Genomic DNA, 20,482 nt, shown 5'->3' with positions numbered 1-20,482 from the left:
CAACGAGAGCAATTCAAGCTGGGGCCCGCCATGACCGACAAGACCTCCGCCGCCAAGCCCGCGGTTCGCATCGAATCCGACACCTTCGGGGAGATCGAGGTCGCCGCCGACCGTTATTGGGGCGCTCAAGCCGAGCGGAGCCTCGGCAACTTTAAGATCGGCTGGGAAAAGCAGCCCGCACCCGTGATCCGCGCGCTCGGCATCGTGAAGCGTGCCGCCGCTGAAACCAACATGGCTCTCGGCAAGCTCGACCCGAAAGTGGGCAACGTCATCGTCAAGGCGGCTCAGGAGGTGATCGACGGCAAGCTCGACGATCATTTCCCGCTCGTTGTCTGGCAGACGGGCTCGGGCACGCAATCGAACATGAATGCCAACGAGGTGATCTCGAACCGCGCCATCGAGATGCTGGGCGGTGAGATGGGCTCGAAGAAGCCTGTCCACCCGAACGATCACGTCAACATGAGCCAGTCGTCGAACGACACGTTCCCGACCGCCATGCACATCGCCTGCGCTGAAGAGGTGGCGCACCGGCTGATCCCGGCGCTCGGAAAGCTGCACGGCGCGCTTGCCGATAAGGCGAAGGCTTGGAGCCACATCATCAAGATCGGCCGCACGCACACACAGGACGCGACGCCGCTGACGCTCGGTCAGGAATTCTCCGGCTACGCGCAGCAGATCGAGAACGGCATCAGGCGCATCGAGATGACGCTCCCCGCTCTCATGGAGCTGGCGCAAGGCGGCACCGCCGTCGGCACCGGCCTCGCGTCGCCCAAGGGCTTTGCGGAGAAGGTGGCCGAGCGGATTGCGGACATCACCAGGCTCCCCTTCACCTCGGCGCCCAACAAGTTCGAAGCGCTCGCAGCCCACGACGCGATGGTGATGACGCACGGCGCCATCGCGACGGTGGCCATGAGCTGCTTCAAGATCGCCAACGACATCCGCTTCCTCGGCTCCGGTCCCCGCGCAGGTCTCGGCGAACTGTCGCTGCCCGAAAACGAGCCCGGCTCGTCCATCATGCCGGGCAAGGTGAACCCGACGCAGTGCGAGGCGCTGACGCAGGTCGCGGCCCACATCCACGGCAACAACGCCGCCATCGGCTTCGCAGGTAGCCAGGGCCACTTCGAGCTCAACGTCTTCAACCCGATGATGGCCTACAACTTCCTGCAATCCGTCCGGCTCCTGGCCGACGCGGCCGTGTCGTTTACCGACAACTGCGTGGTCGGCATCGAGCCGCGTCTCGATAACATCGCCGAGGGGCTTGCCAACTCGCTGATGCTGGTGACGCCGCTCAAGGAGAAGTACGGCTATGATCGCGCGGCCAGGATCGCAAAGACCGCGCACAAGAACGGCACGACGTTGCGGGAGGAAGCCATCAAGGATGGCATCCCGGCCGAGGACTTCGATGCCATCGTACGTCCCGAAAAGATGATCGCCCCCGAGTAACGCGCTATACTGGCTGCCTCGCATCCGGGAAGCGCCCACGACATGACCGCAGAGATCGTCAATCTCAGGAAAGCGCGCAAGGCGCGCGACCGCGTCGCCAAGGAGCAGCGCGCCACCGAAAACCGCGTGAAGTTCGGCCGCACCAAGACGGAGCGCCAGCAGGCGAAAGCCGAGGATGCGCTTCACGTCCGCCGCCTCGAAGCCCAAAAGCGCGACGGCGGAAAGTATGGGGGCGGTAACGATGAGAGCGGGGCGTCCTCCTGATGTCCGGCGCGGCTCGCCCGGTGAAGCGGTCGTTCTCGATCCGCGGCCACCGCACGTCGATCTCGCTCGAAGCGCCCTTTTGGGACGCCCTCAAGCAGGCAGCTGCTCGCGAAGGGGTCTCGCTCGCGTCCCTCATCGCGCGCATCGACGAGGCCCGTGGCACCGCCGGCCTGTCGAGCGCCGTGCGGGTGTGGATCCTCGACGACGTGCGCACTGTGGCCAGCGTCACGCAATATGACGGTGGCAATCGCGATTAGGTCCTACAAGCCGCCCGCGGTCTCCGCCGTCAGAACGGCGACGACTGGAACGGGCGCCATTCCTCTTCGACGGCCCGCTTGCGGCGGCGCGGCGGCGGCCGGTGGGAGGTCGGCGCCGGCATCGCTTGCTGCGGGTCGGCGTTTTGAGGCATCCCAGCCGCGGCGCCGGAACTTTCTGCTCCGTTGTCGGTGACCCCCGGTGCGCCGCCTGGCGCGCCATTCGATGCGCCAGGATCGAGAGAGCGCTGATCCGGCTCCCAGGGGTTGGGATCGTTAAGGTAGGTATCGTCTTCGAGTGCGCGCCGCGCTTCCTCTCGGGCGCGCTCTTCCTCTAATTGCCGCTGCCGCTCGGCCTCTTGCCGCGCACGCTCTGCCTCGAAGGCGCGCCGCCGTTCCGCGTCTTTCCGCGCGCGTTCCTCGTCGAGCTTGCGCAAGCGTTCGAGTTCGCCGACATCGAACTCCATCTTCCGCACCACGAGCTCGCGTTCCAATGCACCCGCCGAGACGACCGGCGCGAGCGCATCGAGCTGGCTGAGCTTGCCGGTGTAGACCACGGTCACCGGCGGCAAGGCCGCTTGCGGGGCTGCGCCCTCCGCCGCATCTTCGAGGCGCGGCTCGATCTGCCATTCGCTGTCCATGCGCATGGTCGCGAGTTCGACGATGGTCGCGAACGTCGAGCGCCCTTCGCCCATGTCGATCCGCACCTTGTCGAGCTTCAGCGCACCGTCCTCGATCTGGGCGGGGATTGTCAGCTTGCCGAGCCGAACCTCGCCATCCTTCAGTGCCTCCGCGATGGCTTGCGCGAATTCCTCGCCACCCGCGGGCCCTTGTCCTGTCAGCGCGGCGCGGGCGACGGCGGACACCGCCGCTGGCGAATTGCCGTTCAACGTCGCGTCCCCGACGGTCAGCTCGCCTTTTCCGCTCAGCGTCGCGACGGCGGCGGCCGGGCTGAAGGCGCGGCTCGTAAAGTCGGCGGAAAACTGTACCGCGTCGCTGGCCGTGCTGCTGCTGTCGTCGCCAATCGAGATGTTGACGTTGCCGGTGAGGCCGATCCCCGCTGGTGCCCGTTCGATGTCGAACGACGACCTCAGACGCCCGCCGACTGCACCGCCTTCGAGGCGTGAAATCTTAATCGCGTCCTGCGCAAGCACGATGTCGAGAGTTGCGTCCGAGATGGTGAGCCCAGGCTCCAGCGCAAGCGCGCCGATGGTCGCCGTGATCCTGCCGTCCAGGCGTCCGAGCGGGCTGACGTCGAACGGCTGGTCGGGCCAGATGACGGATGCGCCGACGGTCTCGGCTTCACGCGCGCCGTCTTCAGGCGCCGCCTCGGCTTTGCGCGTGAGTGGCGCGAGCAGCGCGGCGACGGACGCCTTGTCCGCTTTGAGTGTCGCGGTGAGCGCCTTGCGGCCGTCTGCGTCCGGCGCCACGCTTGCTTGACCTGAGACGATGCTGTCGCCGAGGCGCAGACCCTGTCCGCTGAAATCGATGCGCTCTGCCTCTCGGCGAATTTTCACGGTGCCGACGAACGGTGTTCCGTCGACGCCGCTCGCGACATCGAGACCAGCGAGCGCGAGCGGCAGACGCACGTCGGCCGCCCGGATGAGAAGATCGCCGTCGAGTGCTTTCTCGCCCGGCGCCTTGAGCGCGATCTCGCCGCGATAGCCGAGGACCAGCCCCTCCGCCGTGACGTCCGCAAGCGCCAGCAAGCCGTCGTACGGCACGCCCGCCACCTTGATCACGGCGCGCCCGCTGCCTGGGCGCTCCGCCGCGTCAGTCGCGATCTCGACACCGAGAAGGGTGGCCGTGAGGCGTGCGATGTTGGGATTTTCGAGGTTGGCTTTAAGGTCGAGCGGCTGCGTTCGCCATTGGCCACGCCCGCGGTCGAGCTTCAGCGTCGCGGCCATGCGCCCGCCCGAGAGCGTGCCGTCGAGCGAGAGATTGGTCGCTTGGGTTTCGCCGCCGGCGAGATCGAGCGTCCAGGCAAGTCGAAGTGGAGCAAGTCCGGCGATACGGTCGAAGTCCCGGCCGAGGGTGCCGTCGTCGCCATCGATCAATTCGAGGAAGCCTCGCGCGGCACGCGCGTTCGGTGCCGCGATGAGCCCGCGAAGCGTGCCCTGCGGTCGGGTCCGAACCTCTTTGGCGGCACCTTCGGCTTCGACCGCGAGCCCATCGGGTGTGGAGAATTTCAGCCGCGAGATCGAAAGCGCTCCCTTTTCGAGTCGCACGGCGGCATCGACGTCGCGGAGGATGCGGCGGCCGTCGACCAGTTCCGCAACCTTCAGATCGATTGAGAAGTCTGCGCCGTCTGCGGCGGCCGCATCGTCGGAGACGGCGTCGCTTGCGGCGTCCTCGCCCATCAGCAGGTCACGGATCAGAGCGAGGCTGACGGTGCCGGACCCGAACTGCGCGACGTCGAGGCGCGGCCCCTCCATGGCCACATCGAGTTTCCTGCGATCTCCGAGATCGAGCTTGATGTCGCCGGTGAGCGGCGTTCCCGCGAATTCGAACGCGGCGTTCGTGAGCGCGAGCGTGCCGTCCCCGAGCGCGAACTTCCCGTCGAGCGAGAACGGCCCGTCGGTGCGGTCGCGCCCGACATCCGGATTGTCGAGGCCCCAGGCCAGAAAACGCATGAGGCTCTTGCCGGAGACGAACAGCGAGCCGTCGAGCCGCGGGACGGTTTCGGTCGGCGTCAGGATGCCGTCGAGTTCGAGACGGACGCCGCCGGGAAGATCGGCGCGCACGGCCTCGATTTCCAGCGGACCGCCGGCGCGGCGCGCGGCGAGACGCACATTGCCGATAGGTTCTCCGCCGAGTGTCAGTTGGTCGAATTCAAGCCGCGCGTTGGTGTCGGCTTCGGCCGGAAGCGCGGATGCGAGCGCCTCGAAATATGTGCGGCCCGCCTCAAGCGGCATTTCCTTGGTCGTGACCTCGGCAATCTGGTCGAGATCGATCCATCGCGAGGAAAGCGCCACGTCGAGACGCATCTTCTCCGTCCAGTCGATGCGCGCCTCGCCTTCGATGAGCTGCGGCGTCGCGCCCGCTTCGAGCGAAATGGCGATCTCATCGAGCGCCACCCCCGACGTCGTGCCGTGAACCTTGGACTTGAGTTCGAAGCTGCGCGGTCCGTCCTGCGGTGTGCTGGGAGCGGACGCGACCGGAGATGGGAGCGTGCCGTTGCCATCGAGCTCGAAATCGAGCGGCTCGTCGATATTCGGCGTGTCCTCGTTGGACGCTTCCGTCGATGACGCATGTGCCCTCGTGCGAGCCGCACCGCGCGCCAACGCGAGCCGGGCACTCAAAGCCCCGTCGAGAGAGGGCTGGCCCTTAAGGTCGCGCAGCCGCCCGTCGAGCATGTAGGAGTTCTTGCTGTCGGTGACGTCAACGGCAGCCTTGAACCGCAAATCGCCGTTCGCATCGGCCTGCGCCGTAGCGATCCGCACCTGACGCGGCGTATTCTGCCAGTTCACCGTGCCGCGGTATTTGAACGGGCCTTCGAGCGCTTCGGCGGTGAGTTCGCCGTTGATGGCATCGAAGCGGGCAAGCTCGCGATTCCCAGCCGTATTCACAACGATGGCGCCGTCTTCGATCATGACGGATTGCAGCGTCACGTCCTTCGGCACGAATGGAAGTGCACCCGGCGCGAATGCGAGCGATTGCCAGTTGCCCCCACCCGCCTCGTTGATCACGAGGTTGAGCACGGGACGGCGCATCTCCACGCGGTGCGCCTCGATCATGCCCTTCAGAAGAGGGGGCACGGAAAGCCGCATCGTAAAGCTCTCGACGCGGATGATGGAGCTGGCGCCTTGGTCGCTGGTGTCGGCAATCCTGAGCCGTTCGAAGCTGACGTAGGGTGCCGGGAGCAGGCTGAGGTTCACCGCCCCGCCCACCCGCACTTCGCGGCCGAGGATGCGCGAGGCTTCTTCCTCGAACACGCCCCTGTAGCTGTTCCAGTCGATGAAACGGGGGGCTGCAAAAAGAAGCGCGAGGGCCGCGATCAGAAGGCCGCCGAGATAGAGAAGGGCGTTGTTCATCCGCGTGTGATCTGCTCTAGAAGGCTGCCCGAACCCGCGCTTTCACGAGGCGTTCGGCCGCCGCAGGGAGGGCGCCACGGCTCCCCTGGGTAAGAGGGCCACCGGCACGACGCAAAAGCGCCCGAAGCGGCGAGGCTCGGCGCTGAACGACGCACCATACCCCATCAACGCCGAAAAGTGTGCCCCCCAATTGGGGCATTTTCCCGGGGAATGAGGTGCGGGGCGCTCGCAGAACTTCAGACATTGCCTATATTTTCGTCATGAAGGTCTTGATTCCCGGACCGTTGACGCCCTCAAGCCCACGATCATGTGGACGCAGGTGGGAGCGGGCGGCCAGATCATGAGATCCACCCAAACCGCATGCTATAGAGCGGACCATGCCGCACGATGACAAAAACGCTGCCCGGCGATATCCGCCCGTAGGCGCGGAGGACGATCTTCCGCCGTTCGATCTGCCCCAAGTCCCCGGAACCGGGGTTCAGGGCGCGGAGGGATCGGCGTCGCCTGTTCAGCGCGCGTCCATTTCCGAGCGCGCGCGGGCCGCCGCCTTGCCGCCCTATCTGACGGGCCTCAACCCCGAGCAGCGCGAAGCCGTCGAAGCGCTCGACGGCCCCGTGCTCGTGCTCGCGGGCGCAGGCACCGGCAAGACGCGCGTCCTCACCACGCGCATCGCCCACATCCTGGCCACGGGCCGCGCCTACGGCTCGCAGATCCTCGCCGTGACCTTCACCAACAAGGCCGCCCGCGAGATGAAGCACCGCATCGGCGGTCTCGTCGGTGGCGCGGTGGAAGCCATGCCCTGGCTCGGCACCTTCCACTCCATCGGCGTCAAGATCCTGCGCCGCCACGCGGAGCTTGTGGATCTCAAGTCTGGCTTCACGATCCTCGACACCGACGATCAGTTGCGCCTCCTGAAACAGGTCATCGAGGCCGAAGGGCTCGACAAGGACCGCTGGCCCGCGCGTCAGCTCGCGGGTCTCATCGACGGCTGGAAGAATCGCGGCCTGACGCCGTCGAAGGTTCCGCCCGGCGAAGGGTTCGCATTCGGCAACGGCAAGGGCGCCGCGCTTTACGCTGCCTATCAGAAGCGCTTGAAGGAACTCAACGCCGCCGACTTCGGCGACCTGCTGCTTGAGACGCTCCGCCTCTTCATGGAGCACCCCGACGTGCTCGCCGATTATCACCGCCGCTTCCGCTACATCCTGGTGGACGAGTATCAGGACACCAACGTCGTCCAATACCTGTGGCTGCGCCTCATCGCGCAAGGCTCGCCGAATATCTGCTGCGTGGGCGACGACGACCAGTCGATCTACGGCTGGCGCGGCGCAGAGGTCGACAACATCCTCCGCTTCGAGAAGGACTTTCCGGGCGCGCGCATCATCCGCCTCGAACGCAACTATCGCTCGACCGGCAACATCCTCGCCGCGGCGTCCGGCCTCATCGCGCAGAACAAGGGCCGCCTCGGCAAGACGCTCTTCACCGACGGCGAGACGGGCGACAAGGTCACCGTCATGGGCGTGTGGGACGACGAGGAGGAGGCCCGCTCCGTCGTCCGCGAGATCGAGGAGCAGGGCAAGGCCGGCCAGCGCCTCAACGGCATCGCGATCCTGGTCCGCGCGTCCTTCCAGATGCGCGCCTTCGAAGACCGCTTCGTCACCACCGGCATTCCCTACCGCGTCATCGGCGGCCCGCGCTTCTACGAGCGTGCCGAGGTCAAGGACGCGCTCGCCTATCTCGGCGTGACCCTCAACCCCGCCAACGATCTCAAGTTCGAGCGCATCGTCAACGTGCCGAAGCGCGGCCTGGGCGACACCAGCGTCGAGCGCATCCACGCGTTGGCGCGCGCCCGCGACATTCCGCTGTTCCGCGCCGCGCGCGAAATCGTGGAGACGGAAGAGCTTGGCGGCAAAGCGCGCAAATCGCTCCGCGACTTGGTCACGGCCTTCGAGCGCTGGCGCAGCCTCATCGACACCATGAAGCACACCGAGCTTGCCGAGCTGATTCTCGACGAGAGCGGCTACACGGCCCACTGGCAAAACGACAAGAGCCCGCAGGCGCAGTCGCGTCTCGAAAACCTGAAGGAGCTCGTGCGCTTCATGCACGAGTTCGAGACGCTCGAAGCGTTCCTCGAACACGTGAGCCTCGTCATGGATACCGAGCAGGGCGACGACGGCGAGCGCGTGAGCCTGATGACGCTGCACGCGGCCAAGGGCCTGGAGTTCGACACCGTGTTCCTGCCCGGCTGGGAGGAGGGATTGTTCCCGCACCAGCGCGCGCTCGACGAAAGCGGCGAGAAGGGCCTCGAAGAGGAACGCCGCCTCGCCTATGTCGGCCTCACGCGCGCCCGCCGCCAGGCCAAGGTCTCGTTCGCCCAGAACCGCCGCACGCGCGGGCTGTACCAATCGGCGTTGCCCTCGCGCTTCGTGGACGACCTCCCCGAAGCCAATGTCGAGGTCCTGGAAACGAAAAGCCCGTTCGGCGGCGCGTACCAGAACTTCGGCAATCCCTTCGAAGGCGGTTTCGGCCGCGGCGGCTACGGCAAGAGCCGGTTCGACAACGCGGAACCGCGCTTCGGCGCCACCTACGACACGCCGGGCTGGCAGCGTGCGCAATCCTACGAGAAAACGAAATCGCGAGACGAGAACTGGTCGCGCGATGCCGAGCAGCGCCGGCGCTCGGCCATGCGCCCCACGATCACCATCGAGGGCGAACTGATCGCCTCCTCGGCTGCCGCGGGAGCGGGTTACGCGGTCGGCACCCGCGTGCGCCACCAGAAGTTCGGCCTCGGCACGGTGACCGACGTGGACGGCAACAAGCTCACCATCGAGTTCGATCGTGCGGGGCGAAAACGCGTGGTCGACAGCTTCGTGACGCCAGCCTGACAACGTAGACGATGCGACGCTGCGGGGTCAGTCTTTCGTCGGCTCGACCACGGCAATGATGTTCGTCTGCACCACGCCTTCGACGCCGGTGATGTCTTCCACCACGACGCGTGTGGCGGCGGCACCGTTTTCGCAATCCACATGCGCAACGAGCTTGTCGTCGGCAAGCTGCACGACATTGCGGATGTCGCAGCTCTCCACGTCGAGCGCTTTGATTTCGTTGAGCACGGCCGTCGGATTGGCCGCACCGAGCAATTCGATGAAGAGATAGAGGTTGAGCATGGGGCAGGGCCTCGACGGACGATCACAGGATGGGCGTGAAACGTCCGTTGTCGGCGCAATGTTCCCGCGGCCCGTTTTCTACTCTGCCGCGTTGAGATCGTAGACGCCGGGCGCAATCTCCGCGTTTTCGACGAACGCCTGCATCGCGCCGAGCATCTGCCAATGCAACCTTTGAAGGTGGGCGGCAAGAGCGGGCTCCGGCTCGAACACCCCATCGGGCGGCGCGGGGGGCAGGCGGCCCAGGATGCGCGCCATATCGATCTCGATGAAGGTCATATCGCCATAAGGCCGTTTGGAGTCCATCGCCGCAGCCGGATAGGCGCCCTCGTCGAGCCTCTCCTCGCAGTCCCACTCCGACGGCCACCGGATCTGAGTATCGCGCATCAGTTTGAGATGCTCGTCTCCAACGGTGACCGCCCCATCCGCATCGAGGCCGATATCAGCGTCGCTGAGCTCGTCGTCGCCGCCATAGCCCCGAAGCGCGGCGCGCAGGTCGTCAGGTTCGATGTTCCGCAGAATGTACCGCCCCGACGAAAGCCTCCCATGCACGAGGACGCGCGCCAGCACGAAGAACATCTCGACATGACGCTGTGCAAGCGTGGGTGCGTCTTCGCCGGGAAAAACCTCCGCAAGCTGCGCCATCAGATCCCTACGCCCGTAAGGTCGCGCCGGATCGAGCATCGGCGCGCCCCGCTCTGCGCCATCCCACGAAAACCGCATCTGCCGGAGCAGGACGAGATGCGCCGGCGTGATCTCGAACGGCGCGTATCCGAAACCGTTGCCGCCCGCGTCCTCGGATGCGAACGCCGGCTCGGGATCGCGCCAAAGCTCCGCGACACCGGCGGGCAACTCGGCAATTTCGGCATCCTCGATGTCGAACCCCAGCCTGTCCCCGATCATGGTTCGCGCGGCCGCAAGCTGCGCATCCTCCCGGCTCGCTCCAGCCTTGCGCGCAGCACGATAGGCACGGCCGAAGCCGAGCATGAACTTCAGGCGGTCGAGCATCGAAGGTGGCCCTTATGCGAGTGTCGTGCGGGTGACGAAATGACAGGGCCGGTATTTGCGCGTTTCGACGTGGATGCGTGTCCCCACGGGAACCGGCTGCTGTCCGTGCGTATCGAGAAACAGAACGACACCACTATCGGTGACCAATTCGGCTGTGTTGCCAATCCACGCGCGCACGGTCCCGCTAAAAGAATGAGGTCCCGGCTCGAAGCGGTCCAACTCGTCCATGCAGTCCTCTCCGTCAATAAAGCGCCGAGACCCCGCCCGGTCATGCGGACCCGGCGCTGTCGTCTTTCATCAGCGGAACGAACGAGACCGGAATGATCTCGCTCCGGTGGGAAGATTGATCGCTCCCCTTTTCGACGACAATGAGTTTTTGTGTCCGCCCCCCGACGGGAATGACAAGCCGCCCGCCGGGTTTGAGTTGGGCGATGAGCGCTTCGGGGATCTCGCCAGGCGCCGCGGCCACCACGATGGCATCGAAGGGGGCTTCCTCCGGCCACCCGCGGTGCCCGTCGCCCACGCGCATCGTGATGTTGTGAAGCCCGAGGTCTTTGAACGTCTTCGCAGCCCGCGCGGCCAGGGGTGCGCAAAGCTCGATCGTGAACACATGCGAGACGAGCCCGGCCAGAATGGCGGCCTGGTATCCCGAGCCTGTCCCGATGTCGAGCACCCTGTCGCCGGGCTTCAGGGCGGCAAGGTCGGTCATCAGCGCCACGATGAAGGGCTGCGAAATGGTCTGGCCGAAGCCGATGGGGAGCGGCCCGTTGCGATAGGCGTCGGACAAATGCTCGGGCAGAACGAAAGCGTGCCGCGGAACGTCGCCCATCGCCGCGAGCACGCGAGGGCTGAGGGAAAAACGCGGGACGAGACCGGCGGCAGTCTGCTCGATCTCTCGCACCATCGCCGCGCGTCGCGCCGCCATGTCATCGTCGATTGCTGTCATGGTCTCATGTCTCTCCTGCCGGAGACCATCGAACGCGCCACGACCTTTCAGGTCAACAAGGACCCGTCTCGTCAACGAGGGTGCCTCGGGTCAATCGCCGCGCGTGACATCAATTCGACGAACTCCGGGCCCATTCACAATGCGTGTGCGGATCCACGCTCAGCGTCAGGGAGAGTAGAGTTATGGTGTTCAGTCGCAAGGCCGAGCCTGTTCCAGCCGAAGCCCCAGCCCCGCAACTTCGCCGGATGGATCGCATGGGAGGTGTCGAAAAGCAGCATCTTCACGCCGTCGAAAACGCCGGCCCCACCACGCAATCCGTGATCGGCAACGATCTGTCGATCGAAGGCGAGACGATCACCATCCGCTGCAAGGGCTCGCTCAAGGTGCTCGGCAACATCCAGGCCGATCTGCACAGCAAGGAGCTTGAAGTCGGTAAGGAGGCGGTCATTCAGGGCGCGATTGCCGCCGAGACGGTGGACGTCTTCGGGCGCGTCAACGGCGCTATCATGGGCGCGCACGTCGTGCTTCATGCGGGGGCCGAGGTCGAGGGCGACATCCACAGCCACCTTCTGTCCATCGAGCAGGGCGCGAGTTTCGACGGCCGTTCGCGCCGCGTGAAGGATCCCTCCGAGATCGCGCCGCAGCTTGAGCGGACATCGCTGGCGCCGGCCCCGCGCCTTGCGGAGCCGCAAAGCCGTTCGCCGGAACCCATGGTTCCGACCTACACCAACACTATGGGCGGCTGAGACCGCAACGAGATCGTCCCGCGATCTTGTGCGGGTGTGCTATCAGGAGCCGGGGGATGGCCGTGGCGGGAGCCGGGCCGTCCCCCGCCTTCGTTTCGAGCTTGAGCACGCCCACCATGAACTATCGCCACGTCTATCACGCCGGAAATTTCGCCGACGTCCTCAAACATGCCGCACTCGCCCACATCATTGCGTATCTGAAGCGCAAGCCGCAGCCGTTCCGTGTGATCGACACCCACGCCGGAACGGGCGTCTACGATCTTGGGTCCGCGGAAGCGCAGAAAACCGGCGAGTGGCGGGACGGCATCGGCCGCATTCTGGCCGACACGCCGCCGGGTGACGTGGCGGAGATCCTCGCGCCCTATCTCGATGTCGTCCGTAACGAGAACGAAAATGCCGAAAGCGGCGATGAGGCGCTTATGCGCTATCCGGGCAGCCCGCTGCTCGCGCGACGTCTGCTGCGCCCAGGCGACAAGCTCGTCGTCAACGAAGCTCATCCCGAGGACGGCGTGCGTTTAAGGACGCTGTTCAATAAAGATCGGGCCGTGAAAGTGCTCACCCTAGACGGATGGATGGCGCTCAAATCCCTGCTGCCGCCACCGGAACGGCGCGGCGTCGTTCTCATCGATCCGCCGTTCGAGGAAGCGGGTGAGTTTCATCGCCTCGTGCAAGCCTTGACGGAGGCGCATCGGCGCTTTGCCACCGGCACCGTTGTGGTCTGGTATCCGATCAAGGACCCGCGCCGCGTCCGTGCCTTTCACCGCGACGTCGCGGCGCTGTCCATACCCAAACTGCTCCTTGCCGAGCTTTGCGTGCGCGCGCCGTTGAGCGAAGGCGCCCTCGCCGGAACGGGTCTCTTGATCCTCAATCCGCCGTTCACGCTCGAAGCAACCCTCAAGACGCTATTGCCCTATCTGGTGCGCACGCTCGGGCAGGCGCGAGATGCCGAAAGCCGCCTCGAATGGCTCACGGGCGAACGCATGACAGCCCGGTGAAGCCGGAAAATCCTGTCTGGTCCGGGATTCCACGGGGTTGCGCAAAAGGCGCCGTTTCGGAATACTTCGCCTTGTCCGGCCGGCAAAACCGCCGCAAGAGGAAACGTCCCTGAATATCGAGTTGGACTGTTGGCGCATGATCGTCCGTTGGAACGATCCTGTAACTCTCAAGCTTAGCAGGCGATGACGGCCGGTCGGCTGGAGCATCGCCCGCTCTCCTGCCGGCCCTTCCCTGAAACGATGCGGGCCCTTGGAGAAGTGACGATGCGCCAAGTAGGGACCGTGAAGTTCTATAACGATCAGAAGGGTTACGGCTTCATCACCCCGGATAACGGTGGCAACGACGTTTTCGTTCATGTAACAGCCATTGAGAACTCCGGAGTGGGGCCGCTGGCCGAGGGCACGCGGATCTCTTTCGATACGGAGCCCGACAAGCGCGGCAAGGGCCCCAAGGCGGTGAACCTGCAGGAAGCCGGGTGACCGTGTTCGGATGCTTTTAGTCGGGTGCGTGAAACATTGGTCTCATCAAAGAGATAGAGCGCAATCCTATTCATTTGGAAAATGATTGCGCTCTGATTTCCGCCGTTGTTGCCACGCAACGACAAACCGAAAAACGTATTTAGCCACTGCTTTCCTGTGAGAGATGGATGGTGAGCGCGCGCCAAGTCGGGCAGAGTCCCGGCTCGGTTCGGCCACGCGCGCGAACTACTGCGCTCATTTTTCCAGGGAGACTGATCAAATGCGGAAAGCCGTGCAAATGACGATGGCGCTTGTCGCCGTCGCGGGAATGACGGCCATGGCCGGAGTTGCCGAGGCGAGCTGCGTCAAGAAGGGTGCGATCGGTTCTGCCGGCGACGAAGCCGGCGCCAAGCTGCAGGTCGACGAAGCGCTCCTTCAGGCTGTCGATTGGGGTGCATGGGCAGCCTGGATGGGCTCCAGCAACAAGGTCGGCGCTGCGGCCAAGGTCGGCGGCTATTCGTTCGGCAAGCGCACCTATCGCTGCAACAAGGGCGGTTCGTGGGGCTGGACGTGTCGCGGTCAGGCGACGATCTGCAAGCTCTAAATCCCGTCGGACCCTGTCCGTTGGACGAGACGTGTGGCGCCGCGCTTCGAAAGGGCGCGGCGTTATTCGCAAGATTTGCCCGTTTGATCGCGGTTAGCGATCGCCGTTAATAGTGAAATATGCTTTCGGACCAAGGACCAAAGCTCTGCATAATGTTGCCAAGCGGTCTAGGCATGATGGTCTGACGTCGCTATAGGTCACGATGACTTAACGATTTTTCGCCCCCTGACGGAGAAACTTGATGCGTTTCGTCTCCAAGCTCGCGCTCGCTGCCATGTTCACGGCAGCGCTGTCCCTGATGAACCCTGCCATGGCGGGATGCCGTCGCATGGGCTTCACGGTCAACGACTACGGCCTCGAAGGCCCGAAACGCGACGCGCAGAACCTGCTCGACAAGCACATTTCCGAGTGGGCCGCGGAGCAGGGCATCGAGAAGTTCAACGTCGGCAAGAAGGATGTGAGCTGCGAGCTCTATCTGAACTTGATCGTGTTCGACGAGCACACCTGCACGGCGACGGCGACGGTCTGCTGGGGCGATAGCATCAACCGCGCGCAGCCGCAGACCGCGAGCACCAAGTCCAAATCGACGCCTGCGAAGAAGGAAGCGACGGCAAAGTCGAAGTCTTCCGAGACCAAGCAGCCCGCCGCCGAGGAAAAGAAAGCCGCTGACGCAGCGCCGTCCGACGACGAAGCCACGGAGAGCACGACGACGGCGCAGTCCGACGCCGACGCCAAGTCGGAAACCGAGCGCGAGTCCGCCGCAGCATCCAGGGCTGACGACGAAGATGCATCGGATGACGCCACGCTCGAAACGGCAACCGCCGTCGAAGCCGATGCGGATAAACCTGAGGTCGAGACGGGTGCGATCCCCGTTCCGAACACGGCTGCCGGTGCCGCCGCTGCCGTGTCTCCGCTGACCGCAGACAAGACGTCGGACGATACTGTCGCGGCCGATACCTCGTCTTCCGCGGGTTCGAGCACCACGGACGATGCGTCGGCGGCAGCCAACAGCGCGGCCGCTGCCGCGGCTGAAGCCGCCGCTGCCGCCGCCGAGCGCGCAGCAAGTGCGGCGGAACGTGCGGCGAAGGCCGCCGAGCGCGCCGCTGCAGCCCTCGCCGATATGCCGAAGCCGACGTCCTCGTCGGCTGCTGCTCCGGCTCGGGCGAACGATGCACCGTCCTCGCCGACATCGTCGTCCTCGCCCTCGACGGGCTCTCCGGTCGCGCCGGTGAAGCCCACGCCGTAAGCCATGCCGCCCCAAACGGCGGCAGACACATCGAAATAGCGAAGGCCCGGGAACGAGACGTCCCGGGCCTTTTTTCGTGTTTACTTCGGCGTCAGCCGGTCGAGCCTGAGTCTGTGCCGCTCGTCGGTCAGCAGCAGCACCGATCCGAGCCCGGCCGCGACCACGGCGAGGCCGGTGGAGCCGGCCACCAGGAACAGGATCATCACCTGATATTTGGCGGCCTCGACAGGCTCGACGCCCGCGAGGATCTGGCCCGTCATCATGCCGGGCAGCGCAACGATGCCGGTGGTTGCCATGGCCGTGAGGATCGGCATCAGCCCCGTCGTCAGCGCGCGCCGAAGAACGGTGTCGAGCGCTTCGAAACGCGTCGCGCCAAGCGCAATGCGCGCTTCGATGGCCGCCCGCTCCGTCTCCGCGCCCGTTGTCATGGCGTTGAGCACGAGGCTGGTGCCCGCAAGCGCGTTGCCGAGCATCATGCCGAAGATCGGCAGCACGTAGCGCGGCGCGTACCAGGGGTCGGGACCGATCACCACGACGGCCGCGAACATCGTCGCGATCAGACCGGCCAGGAACGGCGCGCCCGCGCCGAGCGCCAGCGTCAGCGATCCGGCGACTCGCCGTTCCTGCCGCGAGAACACCTCATACGCGGCTGCCGCCGTCATGAAGAGCGCGAACAGCGCCGTCCAAAGCGGATTGTCGAGCCCGAAGATGACTTTGAGCGCCAGCGCAACCAGTGCGAGCTGCACCACCATGCGCAGCGATGAAATGGCGAGCGTGCGTTCAAGCCCGAGCCTGAACCAGATCGAGATGACGCCGTTCGCGATCAGCAACAGCGCTGCGAGCGAGAGGTCGAAAAGATCGAGCGGCAGGTAGGTCATGCGGGCGCTCGTCCTTGGGGCGCGACGCCTGCCGGAAGGGCGCGGGATGGCGGCGCAAGTTGAAGGCGAACATGCGCGAGGCGGTCGAGCAGATCCGTATCGTGGCTTGCGATCAGAACGCTGCGGCGCGCGTGAAGCTGAAAGCGGATGACCTCTTCGACCATCTCCGTCGCGCTGGCATCGAGGGCCGCTGTCGGCTCGTCGAGCAGGAGCACGCGCGGTTCGTCCAGAAGGGCCCGCGCGAGGGCAAGGCGCTGACGCTCGCCGGTCGAGAGCAGGCTGATCTGCCGGTCAACGAGCGTTTCGTCGAGACCGAGCGCGGTGAGCAGCCGAAGCGTCCTCGCATCTGCAAATTCCGTCGCGGGCAGCGTCTGTCTCGGCGTGTCGGCCCACCAGCCGGGTTCTGCCGCAGCGTAGCGGACATGCTTGCGCCAGTCCGTCGCCGGCATTTCTCGCCGCTCGACGCCGTCGAGAAAGAGCTGGCCGTCGTTCGGATCGAGGTCCGCGATGGCGCGCAGGATGCGCGTCTTTCCCGATCCGGAAGGCCCTTCGACAGCCAGGCATTCCCCGTCCGCGACGGCGAACGAGAGCGAGGGCAGCGAACCGATTCGGAGTTTCTCCACGCGCAGCACGGACGTGTCCCTGTAATCCGGAAAAGGATAGAGGGACGCTTATCAAGTGACGAGGGGCGAGGCCAGCCTTCTGCGGACTTGTCCCAGACCGGATGGAGGTGCCGTTAGGCCGCGACGCCTGCGTTCGCCATGCTTTCCATGAACGAACTCTGGTCGAACGGCTTCATGAGATAGCTGTTCGCGCCGGCGGCGAACGCCCTTGAAAGATCGGCCGGGTCGTTTTCGGTGGTCGCATAGATCACGAGCGGACGCTTCGCCTTGTCTCCGAAACGGAGCGCCGACAGGATCTCGATCGTGGTTTTTCCGGGCAGACGCCAGTCGAGGATCACCGCATCCGTGCCCTTGTCGCGGATGAGAGCGAGAGCGGCGTCGGCGGAATCGGCTTCGAGCACTTCCACCTGCGCTTGCTCAAGATAATGCCGTGCGACCGTGCGGATAATCTCGGATTTGTCGGCGATCAGACACCGCTTCATGGCAGGACGAGGCTCCGACATGCGAAAGACAAAAGGACTATAGTGCCCCTCGAAACGAAACAGCGGTTTCCCGCTCCCACGTTAAAATGGGCTTTATCCTTTGTCCTTTAAAGGAGTTAATGACTGGTTAGAAAACGGACGACAGCGGCGTTCTGGCGCGGGCCGAAAGGTCCGCACGCGCGCGAAAATCCTGTGCCGAAGACGGTGGGACTTCAGTCGAGTGCGGACAGCAGGATGTCCGCCCCGTCCTTGACGATGGCGAGCGTCATGTTCGCGTTCCGCGCCAGCCGCCATGTGTAGTACGCCTGGATCGTCAAGGCATCCAATGGCGGCACGTTCTCGCCGGAGATGAACTCGCCGAGGTGCTGCGGCGGACGGGCGGCCGTGCCCTGGCAGCGCACCACGAAATTCGGCGCTTCCATCGTGCCCGACATGCGGACCTCGATTTCCCCGCCACGCGGGAGCGCCGTGATCGCGACCGCCACGAGGTTGAGCAGCAGCTTCACTTTATCCTTGCCCATGTGGCCGGGCTGCACATGCCAGACGAGCTTGTGCTTAGCGTCTCCCACGAAGCCGCGCGAGATCTGCTCGGCCGTGCCGAGATCGATCAGCGAGCCGGCAGACCCGGCTGCCCCGAAGGCGAAGCGCGCGAACTGCAGGCGCGCAGACGCCTGCTCGGTGACGTTGCGGATCACGCTCAACGCATAGGATTGAGCTTCTGCGTCGTCGTCCTCGCTCAGGATTTCGAGGCCGTTATAAATGGCGCCGACAGGGCCGATCACGTCATGGCAGATCTTGCTAGAGATCAGCGCGGCAAGCTCCAGGTCCGTGGGATGGACCCACTCGGTCTGCTCGGTCATGGAAAGTGCCCCCCGAAACCGTCGAATGATCAACCGTCGAACGATCGGCATTGCGGCGCTGGGCGCGCGCCGTTCGCGGCCTCGGCGCTGCCCCCTTGTTTGGGCGCCGTTGATGGACTCTGATACACGGGCCTCGCGCGTCTGCAAAGGCTGGCGGCCCCTGGGCGTCAAAGCGCTGGTTTTTTGGGCTTAGAATGAGTCTTGACCGCCACCCCGGACAACGGTGTGTGCAACCCGAGAGGGTCGAAAGGGCGAATCAGAGCGCAATGACGACGAACGATTTTCCGTCACTGGCGGAAGCACTTTTGCCCTGGGTCCTTGCCGCGGGTGCGGTCGAGATGCGCCACCGCGCGGCCGGGGTGGCCGTGGAGACGAAACCCGATTCCTCCCCCGTGACGGTGGCGGATCGCGAAGCCGAAGCCCTCTTGCTCGAAGGCCTCCGCATTGCCGCGCCGGGCGTGCCGGTGGTGGCCGAGGAGTGTGCCGCGGCAGGCGATGTGCCGGTGAAGGGTTCGGCCTACTTTCTCGTCGATCCCCTCGACGGCACGCGCGAGTTTATCAAGGGCTCGGGCGAGTTCACGGTCAACATCGGCCTCGTGGTCGATGGCGTGCCTGTGTTCGGCATCATCTACGCGCCCGTCGTCGGCGCCCTGTTCGTGACGCTCGGCGCCGGACGGGCGGTCGAGACCGCGATCTCTGTCGACGAGCACGCCCCCAGCCTCGCGACCCGGACGCTCTCCGAACTCGCCACGCGCGCCCCTGATCTCGATGCGCTGACCGTCGTCACCAGCCGCTCGCATCGCGCGGGAAGCGTCGAGGCGTTTCTTGCGGGATATGCCGTCGCCGAAATCAGGCGCGGCGGATCTTCGCTCAAGTTTTGTCAGGTCGCGCGCGGAGACGCGGACTTTTATGTCCGCCTCGGGCCAACCAACGAGTGGGATACGGCGGCCGGTCAGGCCATCCTCGCGGCGGCCGGAGGGTGCGTGACGGCATTGGACGGAACGCCCCTGACTTACGGCAACACGCAGGACATGATCAATCCGCCGTTTGTCGCCTGGGGCCGCGCACCCATCGCGCCATCGAAACGCTGATCGCTCCCGCTCTCGCGCGCGCGAAAACGAAATCGATCCGCCGATCGTGCGAACGCGCGAAAAATCCTTCATCGGAGATTTCGCGAATCATCTCTGCGGTTTGCTCGCGTTTCGCGCGTCGGAGCATCCCGCATCCCGTCGCCCGGCCACACTTTTGTAACACTTTGCGGGAAGAGTCTGGCGGGGTTCGGTTCGCAATTTCACGCACGCATTCGTCTTGCGAGATCCTAAGGATATCGAAAGCCCATGACCGCCTTGTTCTGCCTGCGCCGCTGGACCGTATTCGCCGGCGCGGCACTCGTGCTTCTGGCTGCCCCGCCCGTCACCGCGCAGTATGCCGGCGAAAGCTATGGAGGCTCGGCAGGAGAAGGGCAGCGCGGCTACGGCAGCGGCGAGAACGTCTATGTTCCGCGCGGCGATAAGCAGCCCCCGCCGGGCGGATACAACAACCCGTACCAGTCGCAGCACTATGCCCCGCCGGGCGAGAGCCACGGCGCGGCGCGCGAAACTTATTCGCGCGAGAGCAATCCCGGCCGCAACGAAGCCTATTCCGCGCGTGGCAGCGAATCGTACGGCGGCAACGAGAGCTATTCGCCGCGCGGCGGCGATGCTTATGGCGGAAACGAAGCCTATTCGCCGCGTGGCGGTGGTTCGTACGGCAACGAGAGCTATTCTCCGCCCGGCAGCGACGCTTACGGCGGAAACGACGCCTACTCCCCGCGGCAAAGAGCGTATGGCGGCGAGCCGCGCAACCATAGCTACAGCGATCAGGGCCAGCCGTATGACGGCGGCGGCTACGGCGAGCCCTATGCGCCGCCGCCCGCAGGCGCGGGCGATGCGCCGCCTTACGACGTTGCGGCGCCGCAGGGCCAGGGCGGGACTTACTCCGAAAACGAGATCGTCTCCGCAGGCCACGGCTTTTTCGGCGCCATCAGCCAGAATCTGGCGTCCGCCGTCGAGTACGCGTTCAAGAGCCAGGGCCGGCCGAACGGCTACATCCTCGGCGAAGACGCGGGCGGTGCGTTCGTCCTTGGCCTGCGCTATGGCGAGGGCCGCCTCTACACGAAGGACGCTGGCGATCACAAGGTGTTCTGGCAGGGCCCGTCGGTCGGCTACGATGCCGGTGCCGAAGGCTCGAAGACCATGGTGCTAGTTTACAACATGCGCGATCCCTCGGAAATCTATCAAAGATTCGGAGGCGTGCAGGGGTCGGTGTACGTCATCGGCGGTCTCAGCGTGCAATTCCAGAAGTATGGCGACGTCACGCTCGCGCTCATTCGTTCCGGCGTCGGCCTGCGCCTCGGCGCCAACGTCGGCTACTTGAAGTATACCCGCACGCCGACGTGGAATCCGCTATAACGAGCACGGTCGGCGTGAGGTCGGCGCAA

The 20,482-nt window shown here is 65.2% G+C and carries 20 protein-coding genes; 11 read left to right on the top strand and 9 right to left on the bottom strand.

Annotated elements, in window-relative coordinates; genetic code table 11:
• Positions 1 to 30 precede the first annotated feature (30 nt).
• The 3 genes from fumC to W911_RS15250 are packed head-to-tail and all read left to right on the top strand — an operon-like array spanning position 31 to position 1,964.
• A complete protein-coding gene (gene fumC / locus W911_RS15260) occupies positions 31 to 1,443 on the top strand; it encodes a class II fumarate hydratase (RefSeq protein WP_023788439.1) in 1,413 nt (470 codons plus the stop codon).
• Between the two features lie 42 nt (positions 1,444 to 1,485).
• Positions 1,486 to 1,707, top strand: coding sequence for a DUF4169 family protein (locus W911_RS15255; protein ID WP_023788438.1), 222 nt, complete (start codon positions 1,486 to 1,488; stop codon positions 1,705 to 1,707).
• A complete protein-coding gene (locus tag W911_RS15250; RefSeq protein WP_023788437.1) occupies positions 1,707 to 1,964 on the top strand; it encodes a ribbon-helix-helix domain-containing protein in 258 nt (85 codons plus the stop codon). The genes W911_RS15255 and W911_RS15250 overlap by 1 nt, the downstream gene beginning before the upstream one ends.
• A 29-nt stretch (positions 1,965 to 1,993) precedes the next feature.
• Here W911_RS15250 and W911_RS15245 read toward each other — a convergent pair whose 3' ends face one another.
• Positions 1,994 to 5,995, bottom strand: coding sequence for an AsmA family protein (locus tag W911_RS15245; RefSeq protein ID WP_023788436.1), 4,002 nt, complete (start codon positions 5,993 to 5,995; stop codon positions 1,994 to 1,996).
• Positions 5,996 to 6,372: 377 nt separating this feature from the next.
• On the opposite strand from W911_RS15245, the gene W911_RS15240 reads away from it, so the two are divergent.
• The gene (locus tag W911_RS15240) at positions 6,373 to 8,877 is read left to right on the top strand and encodes an ATP-dependent helicase (protein ID WP_023788435.1); all 2,505 of its coding nucleotides are present in this window, start codon (positions 6,373 to 6,375) and stop codon (positions 8,875 to 8,877) included.
• Between the two features lie 27 nt (positions 8,878 to 8,904).
• Here W911_RS15240 and W911_RS15235 read toward each other — a convergent pair whose 3' ends face one another.
• The 4 genes from W911_RS15235 to W911_RS15220 form a co-directional block, all read right to left on the bottom strand.
• Positions 8,905 to 9,159 (bottom strand): hypothetical protein, encoded by a 255-nt coding sequence (locus tag W911_RS15235; RefSeq protein ID WP_023788434.1) that lies wholly within the window; start codon positions 9,157 to 9,159, stop codon positions 8,905 to 8,907.
• A gap of 78 nt (positions 9,160 to 9,237) precedes the next feature.
• Positions 9,238 to 10,164 (bottom strand): hypothetical protein, encoded by a 927-nt coding sequence (locus W911_RS15230; RefSeq protein WP_023788433.1) that lies wholly within the window; start codon positions 10,162 to 10,164, stop codon positions 9,238 to 9,240.
• A gap of 12 nt (positions 10,165 to 10,176) precedes the next feature.
• Positions 10,177 to 10,392 carry a hypothetical protein gene (locus tag W911_RS15225; protein ID WP_023788432.1) on the bottom strand — a complete coding sequence of 72 codons (216 nt, stop codon included), beginning with the start codon at positions 10,390 to 10,392 and terminating at the stop codon, positions 10,177 to 10,179.
• A gap of 40 nt (positions 10,393 to 10,432) precedes the next feature.
• A complete protein-coding gene (locus tag W911_RS15220) occupies positions 10,433 to 11,110 on the bottom strand; it encodes a protein-L-isoaspartate(D-aspartate) O-methyltransferase (protein WP_023788431.1) in 678 nt (225 codons plus the stop codon).
• Between the two features lie 182 nt (positions 11,111 to 11,292).
• On the opposite strand from W911_RS15220, the gene W911_RS17540 reads away from it, so the two are divergent.
• The 5 genes from W911_RS17540 (at position 11,293) to W911_RS17535 (ending at position 15,160) form a co-directional block, all read left to right on the top strand.
• The gene (locus W911_RS17540) at positions 11,293 to 11,856 is read left to right on the top strand and encodes a bactofilin family protein (protein WP_023788430.1); all 564 of its coding nucleotides are present in this window, start codon (positions 11,293 to 11,295) and stop codon (positions 11,854 to 11,856) included.
• Between the two features lie 116 nt (positions 11,857 to 11,972).
• Positions 11,973 to 12,851 carry a 23S rRNA (adenine(2030)-N(6))-methyltransferase RlmJ gene (locus W911_RS15210; protein WP_041319022.1) on the top strand — a complete coding sequence of 293 codons (879 nt, stop codon included), beginning with the start codon at positions 11,973 to 11,975 and terminating at the stop codon, positions 12,849 to 12,851.
• Between the two features lie 264 nt (positions 12,852 to 13,115).
• Positions 13,116 to 13,331, top strand: a complete 216-nt coding sequence (locus tag W911_RS15205; protein ID WP_023788428.1) for a cold-shock protein — start codon at positions 13,116 to 13,118, stop codon at positions 13,329 to 13,331.
• Between the two features lie 259 nt (positions 13,332 to 13,590).
• Complete coding sequence (locus tag W911_RS15200; protein WP_023788427.1) at positions 13,591 to 13,914, top strand: hypothetical protein; 324 nt, start codon at positions 13,591 to 13,593, stop codon at positions 13,912 to 13,914.
• 241 nt (positions 13,915 to 14,155) lie between these two features.
• Complete coding sequence (locus W911_RS17535) at positions 14,156 to 15,160, top strand: hypothetical protein (protein ID WP_023788426.1); 1,005 nt, start codon at positions 14,156 to 14,158, stop codon at positions 15,158 to 15,160.
• An 80-nt stretch (positions 15,161 to 15,240) separates the two neighbouring features.
• Here W911_RS17535 and W911_RS15190 read toward each other — a convergent pair whose 3' ends face one another.
• The 4 genes from W911_RS15190 to chpT form a co-directional block, all read right to left on the bottom strand.
• A complete protein-coding gene (locus tag W911_RS15190) occupies positions 15,241 to 16,038 on the bottom strand; it encodes an ABC transporter permease (protein ID WP_023788425.1) in 798 nt (265 codons plus the stop codon).
• Positions 16,035 to 16,661, bottom strand: coding sequence for an ABC transporter ATP-binding protein (locus W911_RS15185; RefSeq protein ID WP_158412874.1), 627 nt, complete (start codon positions 16,659 to 16,661; stop codon positions 16,035 to 16,037). The genes W911_RS15190 and W911_RS15185 overlap by 4 nt, the downstream gene beginning before the upstream one ends.
• A 113-nt stretch (positions 16,662 to 16,774) precedes the next feature.
• On the bottom strand, positions 16,775 to 17,143 hold the full coding sequence (locus W911_RS15180; protein ID WP_023788423.1) for a response regulator: 369 nt from the start codon (positions 17,141 to 17,143) through the stop codon (positions 16,775 to 16,777).
• Positions 17,144 to 17,355: 212 nt separating this feature from the next.
• Positions 17,356 to 18,003: a histidine phosphotransferase ChpT gene (gene chpT, locus W911_RS15175; RefSeq protein WP_023788422.1), complete on the bottom strand. Its 648-nt coding sequence runs from the start codon at positions 18,001 to 18,003 to the stop codon at positions 17,356 to 17,358.
• Between the two features lie 266 nt (positions 18,004 to 18,269).
• Between chpT and cysQ the strand changes: the two genes are divergently transcribed.
• Together cysQ and W911_RS17925 are read left to right on the top strand one after the other, a co-directional pair.
• Positions 18,270 to 19,094 (top strand): 3'(2'),5'-bisphosphate nucleotidase CysQ, encoded by an 825-nt coding sequence (cysQ, locus tag W911_RS15170; RefSeq protein WP_041316653.1) that lies wholly within the window; start codon positions 18,270 to 18,272, stop codon positions 19,092 to 19,094.
• A 246-nt stretch (positions 19,095 to 19,340) separates the two neighbouring features.
• Positions 19,341 to 20,453, top strand: coding sequence for a DUF1134 domain-containing protein (locus tag W911_RS17925; protein WP_023788419.1), 1,113 nt, complete (start codon positions 19,341 to 19,343; stop codon positions 20,451 to 20,453).
• The last annotated feature ends 29 nt before the right edge of the window (positions 20,454 to 20,482 follow it).

Origin of the sequence: Hyphomicrobium nitrativorans NL23 (assembly GCF_000503895.1) — a bacterium.
Taxonomy (GTDB): Bacteria; Pseudomonadota; Alphaproteobacteria; order Rhizobiales; family Hyphomicrobiaceae; genus Hyphomicrobium_C; species Hyphomicrobium_C nitrativorans.
The sequence above is the reverse complement of the archived record's forward strand: the minus strand, read 5'-3'. Positions and strand labels throughout refer to the sequence as shown.